Source organism: Streptomyces chattanoogensis, from assembly GCF_001294335.1.
GTDB lineage: Bacteria > Actinomycetota > Actinomycetes > Streptomycetales > Streptomycetaceae > Streptomyces > Streptomyces chattanoogensis.
The window spans coordinates 1-25,884 of sequence record NZ_LGKG01000173.1 but is presented as its reverse complement, the minus strand read 5'-3'; the positions used below and the strand labels follow the sequence as shown (position 1 = coordinate 25,884).

Below are 25,884 nucleotides of genomic sequence, written 5' to 3'. Positions count from 1 at the left end.
CCTCATTGCCTGCTGCCGGGCGGATGAGTCAACTCAACGGAATACAGGGGGCGTTCGGTGATCCCAGAAGTCCTTGGCCAGCTGGCGACGGCCGGCGGTACGGCGCTGATCGGTGCGATGGCGACGGACACATGGAACTCGGTGCGGACGGGCTTCGCCGAACTGCTCGGACGCGGCGACCGGGACCGTACGCAGGAGGCGGACCGCCGGCTGGAGAGCTCGGCCGCGGTCCTCGCCCGCACCGGGGACGCGGAACGCGAGCTCGCCCGGCGGATGCAGGCCGAACAGTGGGCGGACGAACTGCAGGCCCTGCTCGCCGAACGGCCCGACATCGCGGAACGGCTGCGGGAACTCGTCGCCCGGGCGCAGGCGAACGGCGGGCCGGCGGTCGAGCAGACCTTCGTCCAGCACAACACCGCCCAGGCGGGCGGCACCCAGAACATCCTCCAGAGCGGCACCATCAACGTCCACAACGGCCCGGGACATGCCGGATGACGACTCCGGGCGCCCAGCACAACCGGGCCCAGGACGGCGGGCAGCAGAACATCACCGGCAACGGAGACATCAACGACCGCTCCGACAACCGGCAGTACACCTTCGTCACCCTCCCCGCCGTCCCGCCGGAGCGGCCGCAACCGCTCCGGGCCCGGCTGCTCCGGCCGGTGCCGCTGGTCACGGGCGGGGTGCTGCTGGCCGCGGTGGTGGCCCTCGCGGTGGGCGGCCGGACGTGGTTCGGCACGCAGGGCGAGGTGGCGGACGCCGCGCGGCCGGGAGCGCAGCGCCCGTCGGCTGCGCCGCCGGGCCCGAGCCGGTCGACGGACCCGTCCGGGACGGCGACACCGAAGGACCGGTCCCCGACGCCGAAACCGTCCACGAACCCCGCACCGCCGGAGCGGAAACGGCCCGCCGAGCCGTCGGCGTCCGGGGCCCGGGAACTGGAGGCGTCACCCATCAGTGCGTATCCGTCCTCCGACGTCTACTGCGGGGAATGGCGTGGCTCGGGATCCAGCGGTCTGGACATCAGCCCGTGCGTCCAGGCCGTGGACCACAAGGGCACCGCGCAGTTCGGGGTCAAGGTCCGCAACACGCGGTCGGAACAGGCCGTGGTGTCCGTGGACGTCGCCTGGCTCCGGCAGCGGAAGTTCAAGGAGTGCGAGACGGGGAGCGCGCTGCGGCAGCACGTCGTGATCGACCCGGACACGACCTGGTACAGCCCCCTCTCGTGCTCGGCCGACGCCGTGGAGGGCTATGCCGTGCAGGCGGCCGCCTGGGCTGTCCTCGATCCCGACGCCGAGCTCGCTCCCCGGACGCACGGGACGATGCAGCGGTCGCGCACCGCCCAGATCCAGGCCGACGGCACCGTGGTGCCCCCGAAGTCCTGAGGCCGCGGGCGGGCTACCACCGGTACGCCCGCCCCCGGTAGCTGACGGCCCGTCTTACATACTTCTCGGTAACAACCCCTAGCGGCGCCCCCGTGACCGCCCTTATGGTGCGGGGCATGCCGCACCTGCCCGATGTCGTGTTGTGGTCCGTACCGGCCTTCGTCCTGCTCACCGTCGTGGAGATGGTGAGCTATCGCCTGCATCCCGACGAGGACGCGGAAGGCTACGAAGCCAAGGACGCCGCCACCAGCGTCGGCATGGGGCTGGGCAGCCTCGTCTTCGACGCGCTGTGGAAGATACCCATCGTGGCGATCTACGCCGCGGTCTACGAACTCACCCCGCTGCGCGTCCCGGTGCTCTGGTGGACGCTGCTGCTGATGCTGCTCGCCCAGGACTTCTTCTACTACTGGTCGCACCGCGGGCACCACGTCATCCGCATCCTGTGGGCCTGCCATGTGGTGCACCACTCCAGCGAGAAGTTCAACCTCACCACCGCGCTGCGCCAGCCGTGGACGACGTGGACCGTCTGGCCGTTCTACGTCCCGATGATCGCCCTCGGCGTGCACCCGGCCGCGATCGCCTTCACCTCCGGGGCCAACCTCGTCTACCAGTTCTGGGTGCACACGGAACGCGTCGGCAAGCTGCCCCGCCCCCTCGAGTTCGTGTTCAACACGCCCTCCCACCACCGGGTGCACCATGCCTCGCAGGGCGGCTACCTGGACCGCAACTTCGGCGGGATCCTGATCATCTGGGACCGGATGTTCGGCTCGTTCGTCGCCGAGACCAAGCGGCCCGTCTACGGCCTCACCAAGAACATCAAAACCTACAACCCGCTGCGGGTGGCCACCCATGAGTACGCGGCCATCGCCCGCGACGTCCGGGCCGCGCGCAGCTGGGGGGAGCGGGCGGGGCGGATCTTCCGCGGGCCGGGCTGGCAGCCGGCCGCGGCTGCCCCTTCCCCGTCCGCCGCCGCCTCCGCCTCCGCCTCCGTAGAGGAAACGGTCGCGTGACGGCTCGGCTGCCCTGGGCCGTACGGCCCCTGCTCGGCGCCTTCGCCGCGCTCGCCGTCGTCCACCTCGGCGCCCTGGCCGCGGGCGCCTCCACCCTCGCGCAGCTCACCAAGCCCGCGCTGATGCCGGTGCTCGCCGCGTCCGTCCTGGCCCGCGGAGGCCCGCCGCTGCTCGCCGGTGCGCTGCTGTTCGGCTGCGGCGGCGACACCTTCCTCCAGATCGGCGGGGACACCGTCTTCCTGGCGGGGATGGGGTCGTTCGCCGCCGGACACGTCTGCTACCTGGTGCTGTCCGCCCGGCACGGGGCACCGGTGGGCGGACGGGCCCGTACGGGCGGTCTGGGGGCGGTGTACGGCGCGGTGCTGGCCGGCACCGTCGTCCTGCTGTGGCCGGACCTCCCGGCCGATCTGCGGGTCCCGGTCGCCGGCTACAGCCTTCTGCTGACCGCGATGGCCTTCGGGGCGCTCCGCGCGGGCCCGTGGGCGGCGGCCGGCGGGCTGCTCTTCCTGCTCTCCGACACCCTCATCGCGAGCGGTATCGCCCACTGGCCGCAGCTGCCGGTCCCGCAGTTCTGGATCATGCTCACCTATGCGGCGGCGCAGCTCGCGCTGGCCGAGGGGGTGCTGCGGGCGGCCGCGGGGCCGGAGGGGGCCGGGCGGCGAACCACCCGGCCCCCCACGGCAGTCGGCGCCCAGCGCCGTACCGCTAGCTCTTGACCGCGTCCAGCGCGTTGACGATGCCGTAGCCGTAGTGGCTGTTGATCTGCTTAGTCCCCGTGCAGGTGGCGTCGCCCGTGGGGCAGCCGGGGTTGTCCGCCTGCTGCTTGAGCAGCCACTGGATCTCCTGCGGACTCGACTTGGGGTGCGTGCTCTTCAGGAGCGCCGCCACGCCCGCGACATGCGGAGTCGCCATGGACGTACCGGCCAGGAAGGCCCAGTCGCCGCCCGGCACGGTGGACAGGATGTTGCCGTTCTTGGCGGGCAGCTCGGGCACCTGCTTGGAGTCGCCGCCCGGGGCGGCCACATCGATCTGTCCCAGGCCGTAGTTGGAGTAGAACGACTTGGCCTTGTGCACCCCGGTCGCCGAGACGGTCACCGTGCCCGGCAGCTGGGTGGGCACGTCCCAGCAGGTCTTGGGGCTGATGGTGCGCTCGACGGGGGTCGAGTCGTTGGGGCTGCCGCTGTCGGTGAGCTTGTCGGCCGCCAGGTCCAGATTGGAGTTGCCGGCCGCGGCGACGTTCAGCACGCCCTTGCCCTGGGCGTATTTCGCGGCCCGGCCGACCGCGTCAATGATCGCGGCCTGATCGGCGTCATCCTTGCAGTTGAACATCCACGGGTCGACGTAATAGCTGTTGTTGGTGACCGCTATGCCGTGGTCGGCCGCGAACACAAAGGCGCACACCACGCTCTCGGCGTAGAACAGGGAGGTCTTGGGCTCGCTGACCTTGATCGCGGAGATCTTCACGCCGGGCGCGACACCCGCGACGCCCACGCCGTTGCGGGCCGCGGCGATCGTGCCCGCGACATGCGTGCCGTGGTAGTCCTCGTCCGGGTCCCAGGGCCGCCAGGCCCCCTTGGACGTATCCGCCACGCCACCCACACAGTTGGCGGACTGCTTCGCGGAGAAGTTGGCCTTCAGGTCCGGGTGGGTGTCGTCCACACCGGTGTCGATGATGCCGACGGTGACGTTCCTGCTGCCGGGGTTCACCTTCGCGGCCTGGTCGGCCTTGATGGCGGGCAGGTCCCACTGGAGCGGCTCGAGCGGCTCCTCGCCGTTCGCCTTCGCCGCCGTGGCCACCGACCTCAGCTGCGACTTCGACAGCCGGTCGATCTTCTGCGGCTTGCCGATGTCGGTGGTGCCGGACGCCTTGAGCGGCGCGGTACGGGACGCGCCCGCCGACTGCACACCCGGCACCGTGCGGATGGTCTTGGCGAAGTCCGGGTTGGCCGAGTGGACGACGATCACGCCGATGCGCTCATGGGCGACGATCACCTTCCCGCCGGCCTTGGTTATCGCCTTCTGCACCTGGCCGACCGTGGCGTGGTCCGGCGTGGTGTTCACGACGTACGACAGGAGCGGGCCGTTGGTCGAGGCCGCGGCGGCGGGGGCGGAGTCCTGCGGGGCGGCGGTGGCCGCTCCGGGGAGGAAACCGAGCGACGCCGTCAGAGCCAGTCCGAGCGGCAGGGCCAGGGCCCGCGCGCGTCTGGATCGGGGATGAGCCATGGGTACTCCACATCATCCGTGAGACCGCCCGTGCGCGGGTTTGCGCACGGGCGGATGCAATGAGAGGTGAAGTTAGCGGCGTTCTGCGATGCGCAGCAATGGAACCGGGAAAAAACCTGTCAGGAACGGCGAAGTGATGCACTGTCAGCCCATCTCCCGACAGGCCGCCGGCCCGGTTCAGGCGCCGCGCCGCAGGGTGGCGATGCTCAGTGGGGGCAGCGCGATGCGGGGGCCGTACCAGCGGTGCGGGGGCGGCCCGGCCGGGCGCCGTACCACCGGGGCGGCGGGAGGGGGCACCTCCCGCTCGAGCGAAGCCGAGAGTGGGGGAGGGGCGGGCAGCCGGACGCTGCCGTAGGGGTGCCGACGGGGACCGGAGGGCTGCGGAGCCTGCGCGGGCGGCGGAGTCACATCCGGCTCAACGAGGCGCCCGCGCGGCGGTGGCGGCCGGGGGTGGCATTCCTGCGATTTTCTTCGCGGTTTCCGTCGGCCGCCCTCTGTCGTATCGGTGTCCGCGGCTCTACCATGCGTGATCCACATCACTTATCCGGGCCTTATTGTCGGCCGTGCAAATCCGACATATCAGCCTCTACGCTTCAGGAGAGTCCGTGAGCTCCGCACCCACCCGTGACCCGGGGACACAGGAACCGCCCGACTACCGCCAGGTGCAGTCGAGCGCGGAATTCGCCCGACTGCGCCGCTCCCACCGCTCGTTCGCCTTCCCGCTGACCCTCGCCTTCATCCTCTGGTACCTCGGGTACGTCCTGCTGTCGAGCTACGCCGGCGGCTTCATGGGCACCAAGGTCCTCGGCCATCTCAACGTCGCCTTCGTCCTCGGCATCGCCCAGTTCGCCACGACGTTCCTGATCGCCTGGTGGTACTCCCGGCACGCCGCCGCCCGGCTCGACCCGAAGGCCGAGGCCATCAGGGCCCGCCTGGAGGGCGCGGTAACTCTCGAGAAGGACGGCGCATGAACCTCTCCCAGCAGCTCGCGGCGGGCGGTGCGGGCGAGCACCGCGCCCTGATCATCACCCTCTTCGCGGCCTTCGTCGCCGCCACCCTCGGCATCACCGTCTGGGCCGGCCGGCAGACCAAGGGCGCGGAGGACTTCTACGCCGGCGGCCGCCAGTTCAGCGGCTTCCAGAACGGCCTGGCCATCTCCGGCGACTACATGTCCGCCGCGTCCTTCCTCGGCATCGCCGGCGCCATCGCCCTCTTCGGCTACGACGGCTTCCTCTACTCCATCGGCTTCCTCGTCGCCTGGCTCGTCGCCCTCCTCCTGGTGGCCGAACCGCTGCGCAACTCGGGCCGGTTCACCATGGGCGACGTCCTCGCGTACCGGATGCGCCGCCGCCCGGTCCGTACGGCCGCGGGCGCCTCCACCATCGTCGTCTCGATCTTCTACCTGCTCGCCCAGATGGCGGGCGCCGGCGCCCTGGTCACCCTGCTCCTCGGCATCACCAGCGAGGCCGGAAAGATCCTCGTCGTCGTCCTCGTCGGCATCGTGATGATCCTCTACGTCACCATCGGCGGCATGAAGGGAACCACCTGGGTCCAGATGATCAAGGCGGTGCTGCTGATCGCGGGCACCTTGCTGATCACCTTCCTGGTGCTGCTCAAATTCCACTTCAACCTCTCCGAGCTGCTCGGCGCCGCCGCGGCGAACAGCGGCAAGGGCGAAGCCTTCCTGGAGCCCGGCCTCAAGTACGGCGCCACCGCCACCTCGAAGATCGACTTCATCTCGCTGGGCATCGCCCTCGTCCTGGGTACCGCGGGCCTGCCGCACATCCTCATCCGCTTCTACACGGTCCCCACCGCCAAGGCCGCCCGGAAGTCCGTGAACTGGGCGATCGGCATCATCGGCGTCTTCTACCTGATGACCATCGCGCTGGGCTTCGGCGCCGCCGCCCTGATCAAGCCCGGTGACATCGAGAAGCCGGGCAACACCGCGGCCCCGCAGCTCGCCGAGGTGATCGGCGGCGGCGCCGGATCCACCGGCGGCGCGGTGCTGCTCGCCGTCATCTCGGCGGTCGCCTTCGCCACGATCCTCGCCGTGGTCGCCGGCCTCACCCTCGCCTCGTCCTCGTCCTTCGCCCACGACATCTACGTCAATGTGCTCCGCAAGGGCGAGGCCACCGAGAAGGAGGAGGTCGGCGCCGCCCGCTGGGCGACCGTCGGCATCGGGGCGGTGGCCATCGTCCTCGGCGTCTTCGCACGGGGCCTGAACGTCGCCGGCCTGGTGGCGCTCGCCTTCGCGGTCGCCGCCTCCGCCAACCTCCCGACCCTCCTCTACAGCCTGTTCTGGAAGCGCTTCACCACCCAGGGCGCGCTGTGGTCCATCTACGGCGGCCTCGCCTCGTCCGTCCTGCTGGTCCTCTTCTCCCCGGTCGTCTCCGGCAAGGAGACCTCGATGTTCCCCGGCGCCGACTTCGGCTTCTTCCCCCTGGAGAACCCCGGCCTGATCTCCATCCCGCTGGGCTTCCTCCTCGGCTGGCTCGGCTCCCTGCTCTCCAAGGAGGAGCCGGACGCCCGGAAGTACGCCGAACTCGAGGTGCGCTCGCTGACCGGAACCGGCGCCCACTAGCCGCCGGACCGCCCTCTGAGCCGTCCGTACAGCGCGTGGGCGGGGCGGCGTCGTAGAGATCTACGACGCCGCCCCGCCCACCTCGTGCTTCTCAGCCCTGCTCACTGTCGGACCCATCGCGTAGGCTCGAACACGTACTGATCCACCGCTGAAGGCAGCCGATCGAAAACTGTCGGGGAGGGGGCCCTGTGCTCATCGACACATACGGCCGTGTGGCCACCGACCTGCGTGTTTCGCTCACCGACCGCTGCAATCTGCGGTGTACGTACTGCATGCCCGAAGAGGGCCTGCAATGGCTCGCCAAGCCCGATCTGCTCACCGATGACGAGATAGTCCGCCTGATCACCATTGCCGTACGGGACCTGGGCATCGAAGAGGTCCGCTTCACCGGCGGCGAGCCGCTGCTCCGCCCCGGCCTGGTCGGCATCGTCGAGCGCGTCGCCCGGCTCACCCCGCGCCCCCAGATGTCCCTGACCACCAACGGCATCGGCCTGGCGCGCACCGCCACGGCCCTGCGCGACGCCGGCCTCGACCGTGTCAATGTCTCCCTCGACACCCTGCGCCCCGACGTCTTCCAGGCCCTGACCCGCCGCAAGCGGCACGACGACGTCCTGCGCGGCCTGGAGGCGGCCCGCGCCGCCGGCCTCACCCCGGTCAAGGTCAACACCGTCCTGATGCCGGGGCTCAACGACGACGAGGCCCCCGACCTGCTCGCCTGGGCGATCGAGAACGACTACGAACTCCGCTTCATCGAGCAGATGCCGCTGGACGCCCAGCACGGCTGGAAGCGCGACGGCATGATCACCGCCGGCGACATCCTGGCCTCGCTGCGCACCCGCTTCGAGCTCACCGCCGAGGGCCAGGAGGCGCGCGGCGCCGCGCCCGCCGAGCGCTGGACCGTCGACGGCGGCCCGCACCGCGTCGGTGTGATCGCCTCGGTCACCCGCCCGTTCTGCCGCGCCTGCGACCGTACGCGCCTGACGGCCGACGGTCAGGTCCGTACCTGCCTGTTCGCCACCGAGGAGACGGATCTGCGGGCCGCCCTGCGCTCGGACGCCCCCGATGCCGAGATCGGCCGGATATGGAAGCAGGCGATGTGGGGCAAGAAGGCGGGCTCCGGACTGGACGACCCGTCCTTCCTGCAGCCCGAGCGCCCGATGTCAGCCATCGGTGGCTGACGACTGCCGCTCCCACTCCTCCAGCGTCACCACGTCCTTCAAAAATCCCCGTACGCCCAGAAATTGCGACAGATGCTCGCGGTGCTCCTCGCACGCCAGCCAGGTCTTGCGGCGGTCCGGAGTGTGCAGCTTCGGGTTGTTCCAGGCCAGCACCCAGACCGCGGCGGCGCGGCAGCCCTTGGCGGAGCAGACGGCGGTGTCCGGGCCGGAGCCGGGAGAGCCGGGAAGGCCGGGGAAGTTCGGGAGATTCGGGGAGGTCACGGCCTCAACCCTACGTCCCTCACCAGGGGGCGGACATGGCGACGCCGGGCAGCCACGGGGGGAGCCGCCCGGCGTCGGTCCGTCGCTCCGACGGGGGATGCGGAGCGCTTACGCAGTATGTCACGGGGAATGGTGCGCGGTGCACCGGATCTGCATGATTGATCTGAGCTTTTCTTGAGCTTTGCAGACGCGTGCCCATCAGCTTCGCTCCTGGCGGGGGCCCGGAGCGTCCTCCTCCGCCGACTCCGGAACGGATTCCGCCGGGCCGCCCTGGCCGTCGGCGGCCGGTTCGCCGGGGCCCAGCACGGGCCGCGCCGGCGGGGCGACGAACGTCGACGGCAGCGAAGGGGCGTTCTCCCGGCCCGCGTTGGCGATGACCACCGCGATGTACGGCAGCGCTATGCCCAGCACCAGCGTCGCAATGGCAACCGGTCGCTCGATGTTCCACAGCACCACGGAGAGCACCACCGCCACGCTCCGGACCGCCATCGAGATCACATAGCGGCGCTGCCGTCCCTTCACGTCCTCGGACAGCCCCTGCCGCGCCCCCGTGATCCGGAAGGTCTGCGTGCTGCCGTGCTTCCGCATCACGTTCCACCACCTGCTAGGTCCTGCCGGATTCTCCCCGATTTCCGGTCGGATTCCACGGTACGCCGCGGCTCCGCCGCGTTCGAGACCGGGTCATGCCCACCGGCGCCCAGGTCTGCCGGGGCAGACGGCGTAGCCGCCGCTCCGGCGTGCGGCGTAGGCGCCATGGAGCGACACTGGCGGGGCACGGCCGCCCGCGCGGCGGCCTGCTCCGACGCCGGATGAGGAGGCGACATGAGTTGGTTGTGGGCCATCATCGTCGGCCTGATCCTGGGCCTGATCGCCAAGGCGGTCATCCCGGGCAAGCAGCAGATTCCCCTCTGGCTGACCGTGATCTTCGGCATGCTGGGGAGCGTCCTGGGCAACTGGGCGGCCACCGGCCTCGGCGTCAACGAGACCAAGGGCATCGACTGGACCCGGCACCTGCTCCAGCTGGTCGGCGCGGTCCTCATCGTCGCGGTGGGCGACCGGCTCTGGGTCTCCGCCCGCGGCGGCAGGAGACGGGGGATCTGAAGACGGCGGACACATCGAGGCGGCCGGTGCGCGTGACACATGCGCACCGGCCGCCTCCCGTCCGGGGAATGCTGCCGCTCAGCGGCCCTCGAGCTGCGCGAGCTTGCGCCCCGCCTTGAGGTACGCGGTGCCCGGCGCCCCGGCCAGCTTCTCGGCCAGCACCTCGGCCAGCGGCCGTACCGACTCGGCCTCGGCGAGGACCACGGTCTGCTGACCGTCCGCGCCCTCCACCACCAGCCGCAGCGCGTTCTGCTTCGCCAGCCGCCGCGCCGCCGAGGCGCTCGGCGTGAACTCCAGCACCTTCGTCAGCACCGCCGCGACGGTCTCCCCGCCGTGCTCGGCGACATCGACGACCGGCAGGGACTCGACATCGGCGAAGGACTTCTTGGAGAACTGCGCGATGAACCCGGCCCGCGCGGCCATCGCCGTCTCCAGCCCGTACAGCGCCGCCACGACCTCACCCGCGAGGATCTTCTTGAGGTCCATCGGGTGCAGCGAGCGGTCCTCGACCCGGCCCAGGACGAGTGCGATCTCGTCGTCCGTCCACTCCGTCCAGGCCTTGAGGTACGGCTCCATCAGCCGGTCCGGCACCGACATGATCTTGCCGAAGACATCGTCGGCGGGCGCGCTCAGACCGACGTAATTGCCCTTGGACTTCGACATCTTGGCGCCGGTGCCGTCCGTGCCCTCGATCAGCGGCATGGTGACGACCAGCTGCGGCGTCTGCCCGCGCAGCTCCATCAGCTTCCGGGCCATCTGCAGATTGAGCAGCTGGTCCGAGCCGCCCAGCTCCACGTCGCAGTTGAGCGCCACCGAGTCCAGACCCTGCGCGACGGGGTAGAGCAGCTCCGTCATCGTCAGCCCGGAACCGGCCGCCAGCCGGTTGCGGAAGTCCTCGCGCTGCAGCAGCTGCGAGGCCGGCACATGGGCGAGCAGCGCGAGCAGCTCGGGGAAGGTGTACGGCGCCAGCCACTCGCTGTTCTGCCGGAAGCTGACCTTCTCGAAGTCGAAGAAGGGACGCACCTGTTCGCGGTAGGTGGCGAGGTTGTGCGCGATGTCCTCGTCGGTCAGCGGCGGGCGCTCGGCGGTACGGCCCGACGGGTCGCCGATCTTGGCCGTGAAGTCGCCGATGATCAGCGTGACGTCATGGCCCAGCCGCTGGAACCGGCTCAGGATGATCAGCGGGACCGCGTGCCCCAGGTGCACATCGGTCGCCGTCGGGTCGATGCCCAGCTTGATGTGCAGACCCTTGCCGGCCGCCCGGCGCTCCTCGATCCGCTCGGCCAGCTTCTCCACGCCCGGCAGCACCTCGACCGTACGGGCCGCGATCAGCTCGGCCTGCTCCTTGGCGCCCAGGTCCGACAGATCCAGATAGCGCCGGGCGCCCGTCTCCTCGAGCAGCTCCTGGACCGTGGCGTCCGAGGAGAGGTCGGCGGAGAGCAGCGTGCTGGCGCGGGCGACGGATTCGCCGAGGCGTGTCATGGCGTTCCTGATCGATCGGGTTTTCCCGTGAGGGAGGACAGGGTGTCCCGGAAGGGACAGCGACAGAATTCTATTGCTATGGCAAGAGGTCCCACGCGCGGGTTTGTGCACATGGGACCTCGGCGCGGCGTGACGCCGCCCTCAGACCCCCCGGCTGACCGAGCTCATATGGAAGTCCGGGATCCGCAGCGCAGGCATCGCCGCCCGGCTGAAGTCGTCCCCCCACTCACGCGGCAGGGTCCGCTCCGTACGGCCCGCCTCGACCGCCCGCGACAGCAGGTCCACCGGCGACTCGTTGAAGCGGAAGTTGTTGACCTCGCCGGTCACCTCGCCGTTCTCGACCAGATAGACGCCGTCCCGGGTCAGCCCGGTCAGCAGCAGCGTGGCCGGGTCGACCTCGCGGATGTACCACAGGGAGGTCAGCAGCAGCCCGCGCTCGGTACCGGCCACCATCTCGTCGAGGGAACGCGAACCGCCCCCCTCCAGAAGGAGGTTGTCGATCCCCGGCGCCACCGGCAGACCGGTCAGCCCGGCGCTGTGCCGGGTGGTCGGCAGCCGGTTCAGCACACCCTCGCGCATCCAGTCCGTGGCCGTCAGCGGCAGCCCGTTGTCGAAGACGGACGCATCGTCGCCGGAGAAATGCGTCAGCACGAACGGCGCGCACTCCAGACCGGGCGCACCGGGGTCGCTGCGCAGCGTCAGCGGCAGCTCGGAGAGCCGCTCGCCCACCCGGGTACGGGAGGCCCCCTCGCCCTCGCCCGCCTTGGAGAAGACCGTACGGCCCTCCGCGGCATCCCGGGCCGAGGACGACCACAGCTGGTAGATCAGCAGGTCGGCCACGGCGGCGGGCGGCAGCAGCGTCTCGTACCGCCCGGCCGGCAGCTCGGTCCGCCGCTCGGCCCAGCCCAGCCGCCGGCCCAGCTCCGTGTCCATCGCGAGCGGGTCGACATCCGCGAAGTCGCGGGTGGCGCGCCCGGCCCAGGCCGAGCGGGTGCGGTCCGGGGACTTGGCGTTCAGCTCCAGCGTCCCGGTGGGCTGGTCGTGCCGCAGCCGCAGCCCGGCCGAGGTGCCCAGGTAGGACGAGACGACCTCGTGCTGGGCGAATCCGTACAGCTCGCGGCCGCCGGCGCGGGCCTGCCGGAAGGACTCGCCGAGCGCGGGCGCGAAGTGTGCGAAGACGTCCGAGGAGGTCTCGGCGGGCGCGTCGGTGAAGTCCGCCGACGCCTTCGTCCCGCCCACCAGGGGCTGTGCGTCCTCGGCGGGCCCCGCGTCCCGGGCGGCCGCCTCCGCGGCCCGGACCAGCGGCTCCAGCTCGTCCGCGGTGACCGCCGACCGCGAGACCACACCGGACGCGGTGCCCTGCGCGCCGTCCACGGCGGCGATCACGGTCAGCGTCCGCCCGCGGGTCACGCCGTTGGTGGTGAGCGCATTGCCCGCCCAGCGCAGATTGGCGCTGGAGTGCTCGTCGGCGATGACCACGCAGCCGTCCGCGCGGGAGAGCTCCAGGGCCCGTTCGACGATCTCGTGCGGGGCGTTGCTGCGGCTCGCACCGTTCGTACGGCTCGTACGGGGACTCATCGCCCGGCCTCCTGCGTCGTGTTCAGAATGTTCACGCCCTCGAACAGGGCCGACGGGCAGCCGTGCGACACCGCCGCGACCTGCCCCGGCTGGGCCTTGCCGCAGTTGAAAGCGCCGCCCAGAACGTACGTCCCCGGGCCGCCGACCGCCCGCATCGAACCCCAGAAGTCGGTGGTGGTCGCCTGATAGGCGACGTCGCGCACCTGCCCGGCCAGCCTGCCGTTCTCGATACGGAAGAAGCGCTGACCGGTGAACTGGAAGTTGTACCGCTGCATGTCGATCGACCAGGAGCGGTCGCCGACGACGTAGATACCGCGTTCCACGCCCGCGATCAGCTCCTCGGTGGACGGCCCGTCCGGCGCCGGCTGCAGCGAGACATTGGCCATCCGCTGCACCGGCACATGGCCGGGCGAGTCCGCGAACGCGCAGCCGTTGGAGCGCCCGAGTCCCGTCAGCCTGGCGATTCTGCGGTCGAGTTGATAGCCGACCAGGGTGCCGTCCCGGACCAGGTCCCAGGACTGCGCGGCCACCCCTTCGTCGTCGTAGCCGACCGTCGCCAGCCCGTGCTCGGCGGTCCGGTCACCGGTCACGTTCATCAGCCCGGAGCCGTACGCCAGCTTCCCCAGCTGGTCGAAGGTGGCGAACGAGGTGCCCGCGTACGCCGCCTCGTAGCCCAGCGCCCGGTCCAGCTCGGTCGCGTGCCCGATCGACTCATGGATGGTCAGCCAGAGGTTCGAGGGGTCCACCACCAGGTCGTACGCACCCGGCTCGACGCCCGGGGCGCTCATCTTCTGGGCGAGGTGCTCCGGCATCTGTGCCAGTTCGCCGTCCCAGTCGTAGCCGCCGCCGGTCAGGTACTCCCAGCCGCGTCCCACCGGCGGGGCGAGGGTGCGCATCGAGTCGAACTCGCCGCTGGCGTCGTCCACCGCGACCGCCGTCAGCTCCGGATGCAGACGCACCCGCTGCTGCGTGGTGCTCGTCCCCGCCGTGTCCGCGTAGAACTTGTTCTCCTGGACGGTCAGCAGTGAGGCATCCGCATGCGCCACCCCGGGCGCCGCCAGCAGCCGCGCGCTCCAGTCCGCCAGCAGCCCGGTCTTGTCGGCATCCGGTACGTCGAACGGGTTGATCTCGTACGAGGAGATCCAGGTCCGGTCCGGGTAGGCGGGCTCTTCGGCCAGCTCCACCCTCTCCTGGGACCCGGCGGCCTCGATCACCCTGGCCGAGAGCTTGGCCATCGCGACCGCCTGCGACGCCACCCGCGCCGCCGCATCCATCGTCAGATCCACCCCGGACGCGAAGCCCCAGGCGCCGCCGTGCACCACGCGCACCGCGTACCCGAGGTCGGTGGTGTCCGAGGTCCCGGACGTACGGGCGTCCCGCAGCCGCCAGGACGCGCTGCGCACCCGCTCCAGGCGGAAGTCGGCGTGTTCGGCGCCCAGCGCGCGGGCCCGGGCCAGGGCGGCATCGGCCAGCGCGCGCAACGGCAGCGCCAGGAAAGTCTCATCAAGGGCATGGGGTGCAGCAGGCACGGCATCCTCCCGTAGTCGGCGGATAGATCATGCCCTGACCGCCTGGACCGTGCCCGGGTTATGTGGGGACCCGACAGTGACCGGCGCGCGCCCCTGTGCGGGGTCGATTCCCCGGAAACGCCTTGTGACCGATAGTTTCGTAGCGAACTCAGGACGGATCAGGAAACGAAAGGGTGATCTCTTGAGCCGCTCGGTTCTGGTCACCGGAGGCAACCGCGGCATCGGCCTTGCCATTGCCCGTGCCTTCGCCGAGGCAGGCGACAAGGTCGCCATCACCTACCGCTCGGGCGAGCCCCCCGCGGGATTTTTGGCCGTGAAGTGCGACATCACGGACAGCGAGCAGGTCGAGCAGGCGTACAAGGAGATCGAGGAGAAGCAGGGCGCGGTCGAGGTGCTGGTGGCCAACGCCGGCGTCACCCGCGACCAGCTGCTGATGCGGATGTCCGAGGAGGACTTCACCTCGGTCCTCGAGACCAACCTCACCGGCACGTTCCGGGTGGTCAAGCGCGCCAACCGGGCGATGCTGCGGGCCCGTAAGGGACGGATCGTGCTGATCTCGTCCGTGGTCGGCCTGATGGGCGCCCCGGGCCAGGCGAACTACGCCGCCTCCAAGGCCGGTCTGGTGGGCTTCGCCCGTTCGCTCGCCCGCGAGCTGGGCAGCCGCAACATCACCGTCAACGTCGTGGCGCCGGGCTTTGTCGACACCGACATGACCCGGGTGCTCAGCGACGAGCAGCGGGAGAACATCGTCAAGCAGGTGCCGCTCGCGCGCTATGCGCAGCCCGAGGAGATCGCCGCCTCGGTCCGCTTCCTGGCCTCCGACGAGGCCGCGTACATCACTGGAGCCGTCATTCCCGTAGACGGCGGATTGGGCATGGGTCACTGATCAGCATGAGTGGAATCCTTGCAGGCAAGCGCATCCTCGTGACCGGAGTCCTCACCGAGGGGTCCATCGCCTTCCACGCGGCCAAGGTCGCGCAGGAGCAGGGCGCCGAGGTCGTTCTCACCGGCTTCGGGCGGGTCTCGCTCGTGGAGCGCATCGCCAAGCGGCTGCCCAAGCCGACCACGGTCATCGAGATGGACGTCACCAACCCGGAGCACCTGGACGGTCTGGCTGCCAAGGTCAGCGAGTACTTCGGTGACGACGAGGGCATCGACGGCGTCGTGCACTCGATCGCCTTCGGCCCGCAGGGCGCCTTCAACTTCCTGGAGGCGGGCTGGGAGGACGTCTCGACCGCGCTCCAGGTCTCCTCGTACTCCCTGAAGTCGCTGACCATGGCGCTGCTGCCGCTGATGGAGAAGCGCGGCGGCGGCTCGGTCGTCGGCATCACCTTCGACGGGTCGATCGCCTGGCCGAAGTACGACTGGATGGGCGTCGCCAAGGCCGCCCTGGAGTCCACCGGGCGTTACCTGGCCCGTGACCTGGGCGGACGGAACATCCGTGTCAACATGGTCTCGGCCGGTCCGATCAAGTCGATGGCCGCCAAGTCCATCCCGGGCTTCGAGGAGCTGGCGGACGTCTGGAACCACCGCGCGCCGATCGGCTGGGACCTGGCCGACCCGGAGCCGGCGGGCCGCGGCGTCGTCGGTCTGCTCTCGGACTTCTTCCCGAAGACGACCGGCGAGATCGTCCACGTCGACGGCGGCGTGCACATGATGGGCGCCTGACGCCGACAGCGCATCTCCACTGCCCGTCCCGGTCCGCCGGGGCGGGCAGAACGCGTTTTCGAGTCGAGAAGCGGCAGCCGCCGCCACACACTGGATGAGGCGCCCGGAGCGATCCGCCCGGCGCAGCATTTCCGGCACCTCGTGCACCCCGGGAGGAGGTTTCGGCGTGCCCGTCTCCCGCCGCCGTACGGCACTCCTCACCGTCACACTCACCGCCCTGCTGGCCGCCACCGCATCGGCCGCACGGGCCGTGCCACCCGCCCCCGACGACCCCCGCGAGGTGCCGCGCGCCCGGTGCCGCACCGCCGTCGTGGGCAGCACCGGCGTGGCCCGCTGCTTCAACCCCAACGGCACCATCAGCCGGGTACGCCTGCACATCGAGTGCAAGCGCTGGTACGACCCGGACGTGGACACCCGCGCCGTGGCGGCCGGCCCGGCCCGGAGGATCACCGTGACCGGGCACTGCTGGCAGGAGATAGAGGATCTCTGGGTGAGCCAGGAACCGGGGTGAGGTCCCTCGGCGGGACCCTGTGGGAATACCCTTCGCGGGAACCCCGCCCTCGTGGGCATCACCTCCGCGGAGTCGCGCCCTCGTGGGATCCCCCCCCCGCGGCCCCCCCGCGGGACCCCCCCCGCGGGCCCCCGCGGGAACCCGCCCTCGCGGGAATACCCCCTGTGCCCGCCGCGTTGCGGTCTGCAAGGGGCGCTCTCATCCCCTAAGGGATCTGTTCGACCAACCCTTAAGGGGCGCCCGCGCCCCGGCGCGAAAGGACCGAGCGCGCGCCTGATCAGCCCCGTGATCAGCCGCCCTGATCAGCCCTCGTGATCAGCCCCCGTGATCAGCCCGCCTGAGGGCCGGAAACCGGCAGCCGAAGGAGTGCGCGGCCGCCTCGGAGGCGGCCAGGTCGCCGTCGCCCGCGCGGATCGCCGCCACCAGGCGGGCGTGATCCATATGGGCCTCGGGCCGCAGCACCTCGCCGACATCGGCCCGCAGGAAATCGCGCAGGACGCCCCCGAGGTCGGCGTAGATCTCGGCGAGCACCTCGTTGTGCGAGGCCGCCACCACGGCCATGTGCAAGGTCGCGTCCGCCTCCACGAACGCCTCGGCCGCCCCGGACTCCCAGGCCGCCTCGCGCCGCTCCAGGAGCGCGTCGAGCTGCCGCAGATCCTGCTCCGTACGGCGCTCCGCGGCGAGCCGGGCGGCCTCCGCCTCCAGGGCGCTGCGCAGCTCGGCGACGTGCCGGGGGTCGGCGTCCGCGAAGCGGCGGTTCATCACCCCGGCCAGCTCGCTGGTGGCGACCACATAGGTGCCCGAGCCCTGCCGGATGTCGAGCAGCCCGTTGTGCGCCAGCGCCCGTACGGCCTCGCGGACGGTGTTCCGGGCCACCCCGAGCTCCTCGACGAGCTCCGGCTCGGTCGGGATCCGCGCGCCCACCGGCCACTCGCCGGATGTGATCTGGGCGCGCAGCTGCGCGATCACCTGGTCGGCCAGCGCGGACCGGCGGGGCGAGGTCAGGGGCATGACGGTGCTCCGGAGGGGTGGGGCGTACGGAGGGCGGCGCCGGCGGGCCCGTGCGGTCCCTGGCGCGGTGCGCGACGGCAGAGGCTATCCGCAACCGCGGCCTCGACGAGTGGACAACCATTCATCCCATGATTCTATGATGGCGCGCATGGCAGACGAAGACCTTGCGACCCTCGGCCCCGACGCAGAGCCCGCCACGACCCCGCGCCCCCTCGAGAGCGGCGAGGACGCCTCCGCCGCCCGCCCCGGCGGCGGAGAGGCACGGTGGCTGTCCCGGATCGTGATCGCCGGGATCGTCCTCGCCGCGCTCAACCTCCGTCCCGCCATCACCAGCCTCGGCGCGCTCCTGAAGGAGGTCCGCGAGGGCCTCGGCATGAGCGGCACCGTCGCCGGGCTGCTGACCTCCGTACCGTCGCTGTGCTTCGCCGTCTTCGGGATCGCGGCACCCCGCCTGGCCAGGCGGTTCGGCCCCGGCGCCGTCGTCTGCGGCGGAATGGCCGCGATAGCCGCCGGCCTCGCGCTGCGGCCGTTCACCGGCGGCACCGCGGGTTTTCTCGCCGCCAGCGCGCTCGCCCTGGCCGGTATCGCGGTCGGCAACGTGCTGATGCCGGTCGTCATCAAGAGCTGGTTCCCCGACCGGGTCGGCCCGATGACCGGCCTGTATTCCATGGCGCTGGCCCTGGGGACATCGCTGGCCGCGGCCGTCACCGTGCCCATGACCGCCGCGCTGGGCGGCAGTTGGCAGAGCGGGCTGGCGGTGTGGGCGGGGCTCGCCGCCGTCGCCGTACTGCCCTGGCTCGCGGTCGTCCGCCGGCGCCCCGCCGCCCCGGGAGCGTCCGCCGACGGTGCCGGGACCGCCGCGGAACCCCCCGTACGGATCACCTCGTCGCCGACCGCATGGGCACTCGCCGTCTTCTTCGGCCTCCAGGCCACCGCCGCCTACGTCACGATGGGCTGGATGCCGCAGATCTTCCGCGACGCCGGGGTCTCCGCGGGCACCGCGGGGGTGCTGCTCGCCGTCACGATGGCGATGGGCGTCCCGCTCTCCTTCGTCCTGCCGCGGCTGGCCACCCGGATGCGGCATCAGGGTCCGCTCGCGGTGGGGCTCGCCGCCTGCGGTCTGGCCGGTTACGCCGGGCTGTGGCTGGCCCCGGCCGCCGGCGCCTGGGTCTGGGCGCTGCTGATGGGCATCGCGAACTGCTCCTTCCCGTTGGCCCTGACCATGATCGGGATGCGCTCGTCCAGCTCGGCAGGTGTGGCCAAGCTGTCGGCCTTCGTGCAGTCCGTCGGCTATCTGATCTCCCTTCCCGGTCCGCTGCTGGTCGGTGCGCTCTACCAGCACAGCGGCGGCTGGGGCCTGCCGATCGCGCTGATGGCGGGGCTGCTGGTGCCGCAGATGGCGGTGGGGATGCTGGCGGGCCGGGACCGCCGCATCGAGGACGAGAGGTGAGTGCGACACTGGGCCCATGCCAGTGCTCGAACCGAACCCGCAGGGCAGCCAGAAGAAGCTGCTCCTCGTCCTGGGCCTCATGCTCGGCGTGACCGTCGTCGTCGGGATCATCGCGAGTATCGCCGCGCCATGACGGGCCGGGGGCGGGGCCTTCCCCCATCCCCCTAGGGGTCCGTCTCAGGGACAAGTCGGGGGTTTCCCTGAGGGAACGGCCGCCGGAGATCCGTAGCTTCGAAGTACACCGCCCGCCGCGGTGGGCGCGCCGCTGCCCGCGGCCGCGCAGCCCTTCGATCCGTCACGGAGGCGATCTCCATGCCCGCCGCGTCCCGCAGGCCGCCGCCCGCCGCCAGCGCCCCGGGCGCCTCTGGCCTGCGGATGCGACTGCCCTGGTGGGCGCTGGTCCTGCCGGTGCTCTCCTTCGCCGCCCTCCTCGCGCTGATATCCGGCTCGTCCGAGGCGAGCGCGGCCGAGGCGTTCCACAGCGGGCCGGTGGCGCTGCTGGAGATCCTCGCGCGGCTGGTGGGCGTACGAGCCTGATGATCTTGCGAGCCGGGCCGTCACCCGGCGGAGCGGAGGCCCTCAACACCCCGCGCCGCGCGCTGCCTTTCATGCGAAGCTGGGACGCATGAGCGCCGAAACATCTCGCCGGATTGTCCTCCTCCGACATGCAAAGGCCGAATGGTCGGATGTCGACGACCATGAGCGCCCGCTCGCCGACCGTGGCCGCAGGGACTCCCCGGCCGCCGGCCGCTGGCTGGCAGGCACCGGGGTCACCCCCGATCTCACCCTGTGCTCGACGGCCGTCCGTACCCGTGAGACATGGAAGCTCGCCGTCCACGAGCTCCCGCAGCGACCCCGGACCGTGTACGAGGAGCGGCTGTACGAGGCCTCCCTCGGCGAGCTCATCGCGCTTTTGAACGAGACCTCCGACGACGTCCAAGATCTGATGCTCGTCGGCCACAACCCGGGCATGCACGCCCTCGCCGACGCGCTCGCGGGCGAGGCGGAAGGCGATCTGCTGCCGCGGATGAACCGCAGCGGCTTCCCGACGGCCTCCATCGCCGTGGTGACCTTCACGGGTTCCTGGAAGACGGTCGAGCACGGCGTCGGCCGGCTGGTCGCGTTCTGGGCGCCGCACGACTGATCCCGCGGACGGCGGCGGAACGGGAGGGGCCCGGCACAGTGCGCGCCGGGCCCCCTTCACGTCTCAGCCGTCTCAGCAGGTCACTCGAGGTGCATGTCCGCCGCCTCGACCTCTTCCCGGGTGACGCCCAGCAGATACAGCACGGTGTCCAGGAACGGCACGTTCACCGCGGTGTGCGCCGCCTCCCGTACGACCGGCTTGGCATTGAAGGCGACCCCGAGCCCCGCCGTGTTGAGCATGTCCAGGTCGTTGGCGCCGTCCCCGATCGCCACCGTCTGGTCCAGCGGCACCCCGGCCTCCTGCGCGAAGCGGCGCAGCAGCCGCGCCTTCCCCGCCCGGTCCACGATGTCGCCGGTCACCCGGCCGGTGAACTTGCCGTCCGCGACCTCCAGGGTGTTGGCGGCGGCGAAGTCCAGCCCCAGCTCCTCCTTGAGCGCGTCGGTGACCTGCGTGAATCCGCCCGAGACCACGCCGACTTGATAGCCGAGCCGCTTGAGGGTCCGCACCAGGGTGCGGGCCCCGGGGGTGAGCCGTACCTCCTTGCGCACGGTCTCCACCACGGAGGCGTCCAGCCCGGCCAGCAGCGCCACCCGGGCGTGCAGCGACTGCTCGAAGTCCAGTTCACCGCGCATCGCCGCGGCGGTCACCTCGGCGACCTCGGCCTCACAGCCGGCATGCGCCGCGAACAACTCGATGACCTCGTCCTGGATGAGCGTGGAGTCCACGTCCATCACGATCAGCCGCTCCGCCCGGCGCTGCAGCCCCGCCGCGACCACCGCGACATCCACCCCGAGCCGCGCGGCTTCGAGCGCCAGCACGGACCGCAGCGCGTCGGTCGCCGCACCGGACACCGCGAACTCGACAGCGGTCACCGGGTACTTCGCCAGCCGGAAGATACGGTCGATATTGCCGCCCGCGGACGTTATGGCGGCGGTGATACAGGCGGTCGACTCCGCGGTGAGCGGGTGCCCCAGCACCGTCACATGCGAGCGGCCGACACCGCGCGGACGGTTGTCGCCCCGGCCGGAGATGATCTCCGCTTGGAGCTGCATCGACTCGGCCCAGCTGTGCACGGTGGCCCGCAGATCGCCCTCGGCCGCGCCGGACCCGCCGGGGGAGGGGGCGGTGACCAGCGCACACAGGGTGATACGGCCCCGCGTCACGATCTGCTCGATGTCCACGACATCGACGGAGTAGGCGGCAAGAGTGTCGAAGAGACCTGCGGTGATGCCGGGCCGGTCCTTCCCGAAGATCTTCACGAGGAGGGTCGGTACGTCATCGCCCGGTACGGCGGTGGCAGGTGGGATCTGCGATGCGCTCATGGTGTCCTTACGGTAACCGGCGGCCGGGCCCGGCCGTACAGGTGTCCGTGCTTCGGACCGCGCGTCCGCCCGACTGCCGCGCCCGTACCCCCGGCGCCCCCATGCCCACCGGTGAAGTCGATCGTTACCGACTCGTGTCCGGTCCGCACCGCCGGATACACCCATACGGGTGAACCGCGGTGCCAACTCCCCCTTCGATGCGGCCATTTCGCCCGAAGCGCGCCTCGGGCTCGGGACGCAGAGCACCCGGAACCGCCGTAAACCGCCGATCCCCGGCATCTCCGGGCCCTTCCGGCCCGCGGGGAGTCATCGCCGGGCGCCCCCGCGAGACCGATGCGCCCCGGTCCCCTCCCGGTTTCCGGTCGGCGGGCCGAGCCTGAAATAGTTCCTCACGATGAATCGCCATCCCTGACTTCCCATCCAGGGTGTCGCTCGGGGGACTATGTAATGGGGCTGGAGTGCCTGAACTCGTACTCGAATTGAACGGTAGGACGTGGACGCTCGATCCGTCGCGCTCCTACACCGTGGGCCGTGATCCGCAGGGCGACATGGCGCTCGATGACGCCAGAGTCTCCTGGCGGCACGCCACCGTACGGTGGGCCGGCCGCAGCTGGATCATCGAAGACCAGGGCAGCACCAACGGCACCTACGTCCAGGGTCAGCGGATCCACCAGATGGAGATCGGCCCCGGCTCGGTCGTCCACCTGGGCAACGCGACCTCCGGTCCGCGGATGAGCCTCTCGGCCGCCGCCGCGCCGGCCGCCGGCGCCGTCGGCGCGCAGCCCTCGGCGGCGCCGCAGCAGCAGGGCTGGCAGGCACCGCCCGCACACCAGGCGCCCGGTCACCAGGCGCCCGCGCAGCAGCAGCCCGCCCCGCAGGGCTGGCAGGCGCCGCCGCAGGCCCAGCAGCCCCCGTACATCCCGCCGCAGCAGGGCCAGCAGCCGCAGCAGGCCGTGCCCCCGCAGCAGCCCGGCCCCCAGCAGCGCCCCGCCCAGAACGCGGGCGGCCCGGCCCCGCAGGCCCACGGCGACCGCAGCCCGACCACGTTCCACCGCCTCGACCAGGGCCGCGTCATGCGGATCGGCCGTGCGCTGGAGAACGAACTGGTCGTCTCCGACCTCCAGGTCTCCCGCCATCACGCCGAGTTCCGGGCCACCCCCGACGGCCGCTTCGAGATCCATGACCTCGGCAGCCACAACGGCACGTACATCAACGGCCAGCCGGTCCCCAAGTCCGGCAAGGCCCCGGTCGGCCCGAACGACATCATCGGCGTCGGCCACTCCACCTTCCGGCTGGTCGGCGACCGCCTGGAGGAGTTCGTCGACACCGGCGAGGTCTCCTTCTCGGCCCGCCACCTGACCGTCACCGTCGACGGCGGCAAGCAGATCCTCAAGGACGTCTCCTTCGGCGTGCCGGAGAAGTCGCTGATCGCCGTCATCGGCCCGTCCGGCTCCGGCAAGTCGACCCTGCTCAAGGCGCTGACCGGCTACCGCCCCGCCAACCAGGGCGATGTCCTCTACGACAACCGGAACCTCTACAAGGAATTCGCCGCGCTCCGCCAGCGCATCGGTCTGGTCCCGCAGGACGACATCCTCCACAAGGAGCTGACCGTCCAGAAGGCCCTGCGCTACGCCGCCAAGCTCCGCTTCCCCGGTGACACCGCCGAGGCCGAGCGCGAGGCCCGGATCGACGAGGTCCTGCACGAGCTCAAGCTGCACGTGCACAAGGAGAAGAAGGTCACCTCGCTCTCCGGCGGCCAGCGCAAGCGCGTCTCGGTCGCCCTGGAGCTGCTGACCAAGCCGTCGCTGATCTTCCTGGACGAGCCGACCTCCGGCCTCGACCCGGGCATGGACCGCGATGTCATGCAGCTGCTGCGCGGCCTCGCGGACGACGGCCGCACCGTCCTGGTCGTCACCCACTCGGTCGCCGAGCTCGGCATCTGCGACAAACTGCTGGTGATGGCCCCGGGCGGCGGTGTGGCCTACTTCGGCCCGCCCGAGGAGGCGCTGAACTTCTTCCAGTACGACACCTGGGCGGATGTCTTCTCGGCCTTCGAGAACTACCGCGACTACGACTGGATGGGCCGCTGGCGCGGCTCCCCGCACTACCAGCTCTACGCCGCGGACATCGACGCCGTCGCCCCGCAGTCGGTGAACGTCCAGGCGCCGCCGGCCCGGATGCAGAAGTCCCAGAGCTGGGGCTCGCAGCTGTGGACGCTGATGCGGCGCTATGTCTCGGTGCTCGCCTCCGACCGCGGCTTCCTGGCCCTGATGCTGATCCTGCCCGCGGTGCTCGGTGTCGTCTCGATGCTGATCCCCAGCGACTACGGCCTGGCGTACGGACCGCTGCGCAAGGCCCGGACCAACCGCGACGCCAGCACCATCATGCTGATCCTCGCGGTCGGCATGTGCTTCTCCGGCGCGGCCAACTCCGTCCGTGAGCTGATCAAGGAACGGGTCATCTACGAGCGCGAACGGGCCACCGGCCTGTCGCGGTCGGCGTATCTGATGTCGAAGGTCATCGTGCTCGGGGTGGTCACCGCCATCCAGGGCGGTCTCATCGCCGCGATCGGCTTCTCGACCCGCAACATGCCCTCCGAGGGCCTGATCGTGCCCAAGGCCCCGGCCATCGAGCTGGCGGTGGCGATCATCGCGCTCGGCTTCACCTCGATGATGTTCGGCCTGATCATCTCCGCGCTGGTCAAGACCGCTGAGAAGACCATGCCGCTGCTGGTCATGTTCGCCATCGTCCAGGTCGTCTTCACCGGCGTCCTCTTCCAGCTCTTCGACACCCCGGGCGTCGCCCAGGTCGCCTGGCTGATGCCGTCGCGCTGGGCCGTCGCCGCGATGGGCGCGACCGCCGACATGAACACGCTGCTGCCGTGGGAGCCGGGCAACCCCGACGCCCTCTGGAAGCACCAGACCGGCGTCTATGTGATGGACGTGATCATCCTGCTCGCGCTGGGCGTCGGGCTCGCCTTCGTCGTCGCCCGGCTGCTGCGCCGCCACGAGCCGGAGGTCATGCGCAAGTAGCACCGCGCACCGTACGAGAACGCCGAGGGGCGGCACCCGGTACCGGGTGCCGCCCCTCGGCGGTGTGAACGGGGGAGCCGGCTCAGTAGGCCGAGTTCACGTTGTCCATCGAGCCGTACTTGTCGGCGGCGTAGTTGCAGGCGGCGGTGATGTTGGCGACCGGGTCGTAGATGTTCCACGAGGTGCCCTCGACGTGCCACGTCTTGAAGGTCGGGTCGATGACCTGGAGCAGACCCTTGGAGGGGATGCCGTTCTGGGCGTTGATGTCCCAGAGGTTGATCGCCATCGGGTTGCCGGACGACTCCCGGATGATGTTGCGGTAGATGCCGTTGTACGAGCCGGGGATGCCCTTCTTGGCCATCACGTCCAGGGACTCGCGGATCCAGCCGTCCAGGTTGTTCGCGTAGACCTTCTTGACCGGCTTGGGCGCGGCGGGACGCGCCGCGGACCGGCTCGCGGCCAGCTTCGCCTTGCGCGCCTTCTCGGCCTTCGCCTTCGCCGCGGCGGCGGCCCTGGCCTTGGCGGCCTTCGCGGCGGCGGCCTTCTTCGCGGCAGCAGCCTTCGCGGCGGCCTCGGCCTTGGCCTGGGCGGCGGTCTGGGTGGCCTGCTTGGCGACGGTGGCCTGCTGGCTCTTGACCGCGGTGGCGACCTCGCTGAAGGCGACCGGCTTGATGTTGATGTTCTCCGCGGCAGAGGCCTGGCTCGAGCTCGCGCCCTGCTCGGCGTCGGCACCCGGGACGAGGGAGAAGACCAGGGCGGCGGCGCCGGCCGCGGCGACACCGGCCGCGGAAAGCTTGTGGGTCCGGGTGAAGCGGGTAAATCCAGGAATGGCGTGCTTGGGCATGGCTGGGTCGACCTCTCCAAAGGGGAACGTCGCAGGAACCATCGGCGGCGTAATGCGCCGATTCCGATCACGGCGCCTTGCGACGGGAGTCATTGTTAGCGGCCGAAAATTCGCCCGGCAATGCTGTGACGTACGACCCGGGTTAGTGGAACCTGTCCTCGGCAAATTGCGTCGAGGGTAGAGAACGTCCAGCTCAGACGGCATCTGCGGGACGACTACCCCGGCTCGTAAGTGATGTGCGTCCTATGTGCGGGGTCACACCGGGGTGGGGTTTATCTAGCCAGCCGTAATTGCAAAAGCACAGCCGGTGCCCGCTAGGCCTCGCCTATTGCCTATTTCGCTCTTTTATGGGTCAAATCGGGCACCTGCATTCCGGGGTCGGATACCCCACCGGAATCACGTCAAAGGTCTTTCCGCTGCCGGTTTGCCTGGGCCGTACGTTGTCGGCTTTCCCGCCGTGGGGGTTGTTCGCCGTTGCGCCTGGCGGCGGGCCCCTCCGCTGCGCTTTGCCTGGGCCGTACGTTGTTGTCTGCGGCGCCATGCGTCTTCTCGCCGTTGCGCCTGCGGCGGGCGGGGG

General features: G+C 70.9%; 26 protein-coding genes. 16 read left to right on the top strand and 10 right to left on the bottom strand.

Features of this window, described 5'->3' with window-relative positions; translation table 11 throughout:
- Positions 1-57 precede the first annotated feature (57 nt).
- The 4 genes from ADL29_RS32755 (at position 58) to ADL29_RS32740 (ending at position 3,108) form a co-directional block, all read left to right on the top strand.
- Positions 58-495, top strand: a complete 438-nt coding sequence (locus ADL29_RS32755) for a hypothetical protein (RefSeq protein ID WP_053927177.1) — start codon at positions 58-60, stop codon at positions 493-495.
- Complete coding sequence (locus ADL29_RS43115) at positions 492-1,382, top strand: hypothetical protein (protein WP_053927176.1); 891 nt, start codon at positions 492-494, stop codon at positions 1,380-1,382. The genes ADL29_RS32755 and ADL29_RS43115 overlap by 4 nt, the downstream gene beginning before the upstream one ends.
- A gap of 116 nt (positions 1,383-1,498) precedes the next feature.
- On the top strand, positions 1,499-2,392 hold the full coding sequence (locus ADL29_RS32745; protein WP_053927188.1) for a sterol desaturase family protein: 894 nt from the start codon (positions 1,499-1,501) through the stop codon (positions 2,390-2,392).
- Positions 2,389-3,108: a lysoplasmalogenase gene (locus tag ADL29_RS32740; protein ID WP_053927175.1), complete on the top strand. Its 720-nt coding sequence runs from the start codon at positions 2,389-2,391 to the stop codon at positions 3,106-3,108. The genes ADL29_RS32745 and ADL29_RS32740 overlap by 4 nt, the downstream gene beginning before the upstream one ends.
- On the opposite strand, the gene ADL29_RS32735 is transcribed toward ADL29_RS32740, so the two are convergent.
- Positions 3,098-4,615: a S8 family serine peptidase gene (locus tag ADL29_RS32735; protein ID WP_053927174.1), complete on the bottom strand. Its 1,518-nt coding sequence runs from the start codon at positions 4,613-4,615 to the stop codon at positions 3,098-3,100. The genes ADL29_RS32740 and ADL29_RS32735 overlap by 11 nt on opposite strands.
- 177 nt (positions 4,616-4,792) lie before the next feature.
- Positions 4,793-5,023, bottom strand: coding sequence for a hypothetical protein (locus ADL29_RS41985; RefSeq protein ID WP_078971463.1), 231 nt, complete (start codon positions 5,021-5,023; stop codon positions 4,793-4,795).
- 197 nt (positions 5,024-5,220) lie between these two features.
- On the opposite strand from ADL29_RS41985, the gene ADL29_RS32730 reads away from it, so the two are divergent.
- From ADL29_RS32730 to moaA, 3 genes are all read left to right on the top strand, one after another.
- Complete coding sequence (locus ADL29_RS32730) at positions 5,221-5,586, top strand: DUF485 domain-containing protein (protein ID WP_053927173.1); 366 nt, start codon at positions 5,221-5,223, stop codon at positions 5,584-5,586.
- Positions 5,583-7,196: a solute symporter family protein gene (locus tag ADL29_RS32725; protein WP_053927172.1), complete on the top strand. Its 1,614-nt coding sequence runs from the start codon at positions 5,583-5,585 to the stop codon at positions 7,194-7,196. Before ADL29_RS32730 ends, ADL29_RS32725 begins: the two co-directional genes overlap by 4 nt.
- Positions 7,197-7,384: 188 nt before the next feature.
- A complete protein-coding gene (gene moaA / locus ADL29_RS32720) occupies positions 7,385-8,374 on the top strand; it encodes a GTP 3',8-cyclase MoaA (RefSeq protein WP_046928687.1) in 990 nt (329 codons plus the stop codon).
- On the opposite strand, the gene ADL29_RS32715 is transcribed toward moaA, so the two are convergent.
- Complete coding sequence (locus ADL29_RS32715; protein ID WP_053927171.1) at positions 8,357-8,635, bottom strand: hypothetical protein; 279 nt, start codon at positions 8,633-8,635, stop codon at positions 8,357-8,359. The genes moaA and ADL29_RS32715 overlap by 18 nt on opposite strands.
- 198 nt (positions 8,636-8,833) lie before the next feature.
- On the bottom strand, positions 8,834-9,223 hold the full coding sequence (locus ADL29_RS32710) for a DUF3099 domain-containing protein (RefSeq protein WP_053927170.1): 390 nt from the start codon (positions 9,221-9,223) through the stop codon (positions 8,834-8,836).
- 234 nt (positions 9,224-9,457) lie between these two features.
- Between ADL29_RS32710 and ADL29_RS32705 the strand changes: the two genes are divergently transcribed.
- Complete coding sequence (locus ADL29_RS32705; RefSeq protein ID WP_053927169.1) at positions 9,458-9,736, top strand: GlsB/YeaQ/YmgE family stress response membrane protein; 279 nt, start codon at positions 9,458-9,460, stop codon at positions 9,734-9,736.
- 78 nt (positions 9,737-9,814) lie between these two features.
- Here ADL29_RS32705 and tyrS read toward each other — a convergent pair whose 3' ends face one another.
- The 3 genes from tyrS to ADL29_RS32690 form a co-directional block, all read right to left on the bottom strand.
- Positions 9,815-11,218, bottom strand: a complete 1,404-nt coding sequence (gene tyrS, locus ADL29_RS32700) for a tyrosine--tRNA ligase (protein ID WP_053927168.1) — start codon at positions 11,216-11,218, stop codon at positions 9,815-9,817.
- A gap of 141 nt (positions 11,219-11,359) precedes the next feature.
- Positions 11,360-12,796, bottom strand: a complete 1,437-nt coding sequence (locus tag ADL29_RS32695; protein ID WP_053927167.1) for a metallopeptidase TldD-related protein — start codon at positions 12,794-12,796, stop codon at positions 11,360-11,362.
- Positions 12,793-14,325: a TldD/PmbA family protein gene (locus tag ADL29_RS32690; RefSeq protein WP_053927166.1), complete on the bottom strand. Its 1,533-nt coding sequence runs from the start codon at positions 14,323-14,325 to the stop codon at positions 12,793-12,795. Before ADL29_RS32690 ends, ADL29_RS32695 begins: the two co-directional genes overlap by 4 nt.
- A gap of 181 nt (positions 14,326-14,506) precedes the next feature.
- Between ADL29_RS32690 and fabG the strand changes: the two genes are divergently transcribed.
- The 3 genes from fabG (at position 14,507) to ADL29_RS32675 (ending at position 16,504) form a co-directional block, all read left to right on the top strand.
- The gene (gene fabG, locus ADL29_RS32685; protein ID WP_046928694.1) at positions 14,507-15,211 is read left to right on the top strand and encodes a 3-oxoacyl-[acyl-carrier-protein] reductase; all 705 of its coding nucleotides are present in this window, start codon (positions 14,507-14,509) and stop codon (positions 15,209-15,211) included.
- A 5-nt stretch (positions 15,212-15,216) separates the two neighbouring features.
- The gene (gene fabI / locus ADL29_RS32680; protein WP_046928695.1) at positions 15,217-15,993 is read left to right on the top strand and encodes an enoyl-ACP reductase FabI; all 777 of its coding nucleotides are present in this window, start codon (positions 15,217-15,219) and stop codon (positions 15,991-15,993) included.
- Positions 15,994-16,159: 166 nt separating this feature from the next.
- Positions 16,160-16,504 carry a hypothetical protein gene (locus tag ADL29_RS32675; RefSeq protein WP_053927165.1) on the top strand — a complete coding sequence of 115 codons (345 nt, stop codon included), beginning with the start codon at positions 16,160-16,162 and terminating at the stop codon, positions 16,502-16,504.
- 315 nt (positions 16,505-16,819) lie between these two features.
- On the opposite strand, the gene ADL29_RS32670 is transcribed toward ADL29_RS32675, so the two are convergent.
- On the bottom strand, positions 16,820-17,515 hold the full coding sequence (locus ADL29_RS32670) for a FadR/GntR family transcriptional regulator (RefSeq protein WP_053927164.1): 696 nt from the start codon (positions 17,513-17,515) through the stop codon (positions 16,820-16,822).
- A gap of 148 nt (positions 17,516-17,663) precedes the next feature.
- Here ADL29_RS32670 and ADL29_RS32665 point away from each other — a divergent pair, with 148 nt between their 5' ends.
- The 4 genes from ADL29_RS32665 to ADL29_RS32655 all read left to right on the top strand — a co-directional run bounded on the left by ADL29_RS32665 (position 17,664) and on the right by ADL29_RS32655 (position 20,109).
- On the top strand, positions 17,664-18,965 hold the full coding sequence (locus tag ADL29_RS32665) for a CynX/NimT family MFS transporter (RefSeq protein ID WP_053927187.1): 1,302 nt from the start codon (positions 17,664-17,666) through the stop codon (positions 18,963-18,965).
- 16 nt (positions 18,966-18,981) lie between these two features.
- The gene (locus ADL29_RS46155; RefSeq protein WP_279634891.1) at positions 18,982-19,098 is read left to right on the top strand and encodes an SGM_5486 family transporter-associated protein; all 117 of its coding nucleotides are present in this window, start codon (positions 18,982-18,984) and stop codon (positions 19,096-19,098) included.
- Positions 19,099-19,277: 179 nt separating this feature from the next.
- Entirely contained in the window at positions 19,278-19,502 is a 225-nt protein-coding gene (locus ADL29_RS32660; protein ID WP_053927163.1) for a hypothetical protein, read from the top strand.
- An 88-nt stretch (positions 19,503-19,590) separates the two neighbouring features.
- Positions 19,591-20,109: a SixA phosphatase family protein gene (locus ADL29_RS32655; RefSeq protein ID WP_053927162.1), complete on the top strand. Its 519-nt coding sequence runs from the start codon at positions 19,591-19,593 to the stop codon at positions 20,107-20,109.
- Between the two features lie 80 nt (positions 20,110-20,189).
- On the opposite strand, the gene serB is transcribed toward ADL29_RS32655, so the two are convergent.
- Positions 20,190-21,431: a phosphoserine phosphatase SerB gene (serB, locus tag ADL29_RS32650; protein ID WP_053927161.1), complete on the bottom strand. Its 1,242-nt coding sequence runs from the start codon at positions 21,429-21,431 to the stop codon at positions 20,190-20,192.
- 458 nt (positions 21,432-21,889) lie between these two features.
- Between serB and ADL29_RS32645 the strand changes: the two genes are divergently transcribed.
- Positions 21,890-24,463: an ABC transporter ATP-binding protein/permease gene (locus tag ADL29_RS32645; RefSeq protein WP_078971462.1), complete on the top strand. Its 2,574-nt coding sequence runs from the start codon at positions 21,890-21,892 to the stop codon at positions 24,461-24,463.
- 82 nt (positions 24,464-24,545) lie between these two features.
- Here the strand turns inward: ADL29_RS32645 and ADL29_RS32640 are convergent, their stop codons facing one another.
- Positions 24,546-25,307 carry a transglycosylase SLT domain-containing protein gene (locus ADL29_RS32640; RefSeq protein WP_053927159.1) on the bottom strand — a complete coding sequence of 254 codons (762 nt, stop codon included), beginning with the start codon at positions 25,305-25,307 and terminating at the stop codon, positions 24,546-24,548.
- Positions 25,308-25,884: the final 577 nt, after the last annotated feature.

Bases quoted from the DNA above. Each gene is read 5' to 3' on its own strand.
- ADL29_RS43115 (WP_053927176.1), top strand. From the start codon at position 492: ATGACGACTCCGGGCGCCCAGCACAACCGGGCCCAGGACGGCGGGCAG.
- ADL29_RS32745 (WP_053927188.1), top strand. From the start codon at position 1,499: ATGCCGCACCTGCCCGATGTCGTGTTGTGGTCCGTACCGGCCTTCGTC.
- ADL29_RS32735 (WP_053927174.1), bottom strand. From the start codon at position 4,615: ATGGCTCATCCCCGATCCAGACGCGCGCGGGCCCTGGCCCTGCCGCTC.
- ADL29_RS32725 (WP_053927172.1), top strand. From the start codon at position 5,583: ATGAACCTCTCCCAGCAGCTCGCGGCGGGCGGTGCGGGCGAGCACCGC.
- ADL29_RS32710 (WP_053927170.1), bottom strand. From the start codon at position 9,223: ATGCGGAAGCACGGCAGCACGCAGACCTTCCGGATCACGGGGGCGCGG.
- ADL29_RS32705 (WP_053927169.1), top strand. From the start codon at position 9,458: ATGAGTTGGTTGTGGGCCATCATCGTCGGCCTGATCCTGGGCCTGATC.
- tyrS (WP_053927168.1), bottom strand. From the start codon at position 11,218: ATGACACGCCTCGGCGAATCCGTCGCCCGCGCCAGCACGCTGCTCTCC.
- ADL29_RS32695 (WP_053927167.1), bottom strand. From the start codon at position 12,796: ATGAGTCCCCGTACGAGCCGTACGAACGGTGCGAGCCGCAGCAACGCC.
- fabI (WP_046928695.1), top strand. From the start codon at position 15,217: ATGAGTGGAATCCTTGCAGGCAAGCGCATCCTCGTGACCGGAGTCCTC.
- ADL29_RS32670 (WP_053927164.1), bottom strand. From the start codon at position 17,515: ATGCCCCTGACCTCGCCCCGCCGGTCCGCGCTGGCCGACCAGGTGATC.
- ADL29_RS32665 (WP_053927187.1), top strand. From the start codon at position 17,664: ATGGCAGACGAAGACCTTGCGACCCTCGGCCCCGACGCAGAGCCCGCC.
- ADL29_RS46155 (WP_279634891.1), top strand. From the start codon at position 18,982: ATGCCAGTGCTCGAACCGAACCCGCAGGGCAGCCAGAAGAAGCTGCTC.
- ADL29_RS32660 (WP_053927163.1), top strand. From the start codon at position 19,278: ATGCCCGCCGCGTCCCGCAGGCCGCCGCCCGCCGCCAGCGCCCCGGGC.
- ADL29_RS32655 (WP_053927162.1), top strand. From the start codon at position 19,591: ATGAGCGCCGAAACATCTCGCCGGATTGTCCTCCTCCGACATGCAAAG.
- serB (WP_053927161.1), bottom strand. From the start codon at position 21,431: ATGAGCGCATCGCAGATCCCACCTGCCACCGCCGTACCGGGCGATGAC.
- ADL29_RS32640 (WP_053927159.1), bottom strand. From the start codon at position 25,307: ATGCCCAAGCACGCCATTCCTGGATTTACCCGCTTCACCCGGACCCAC.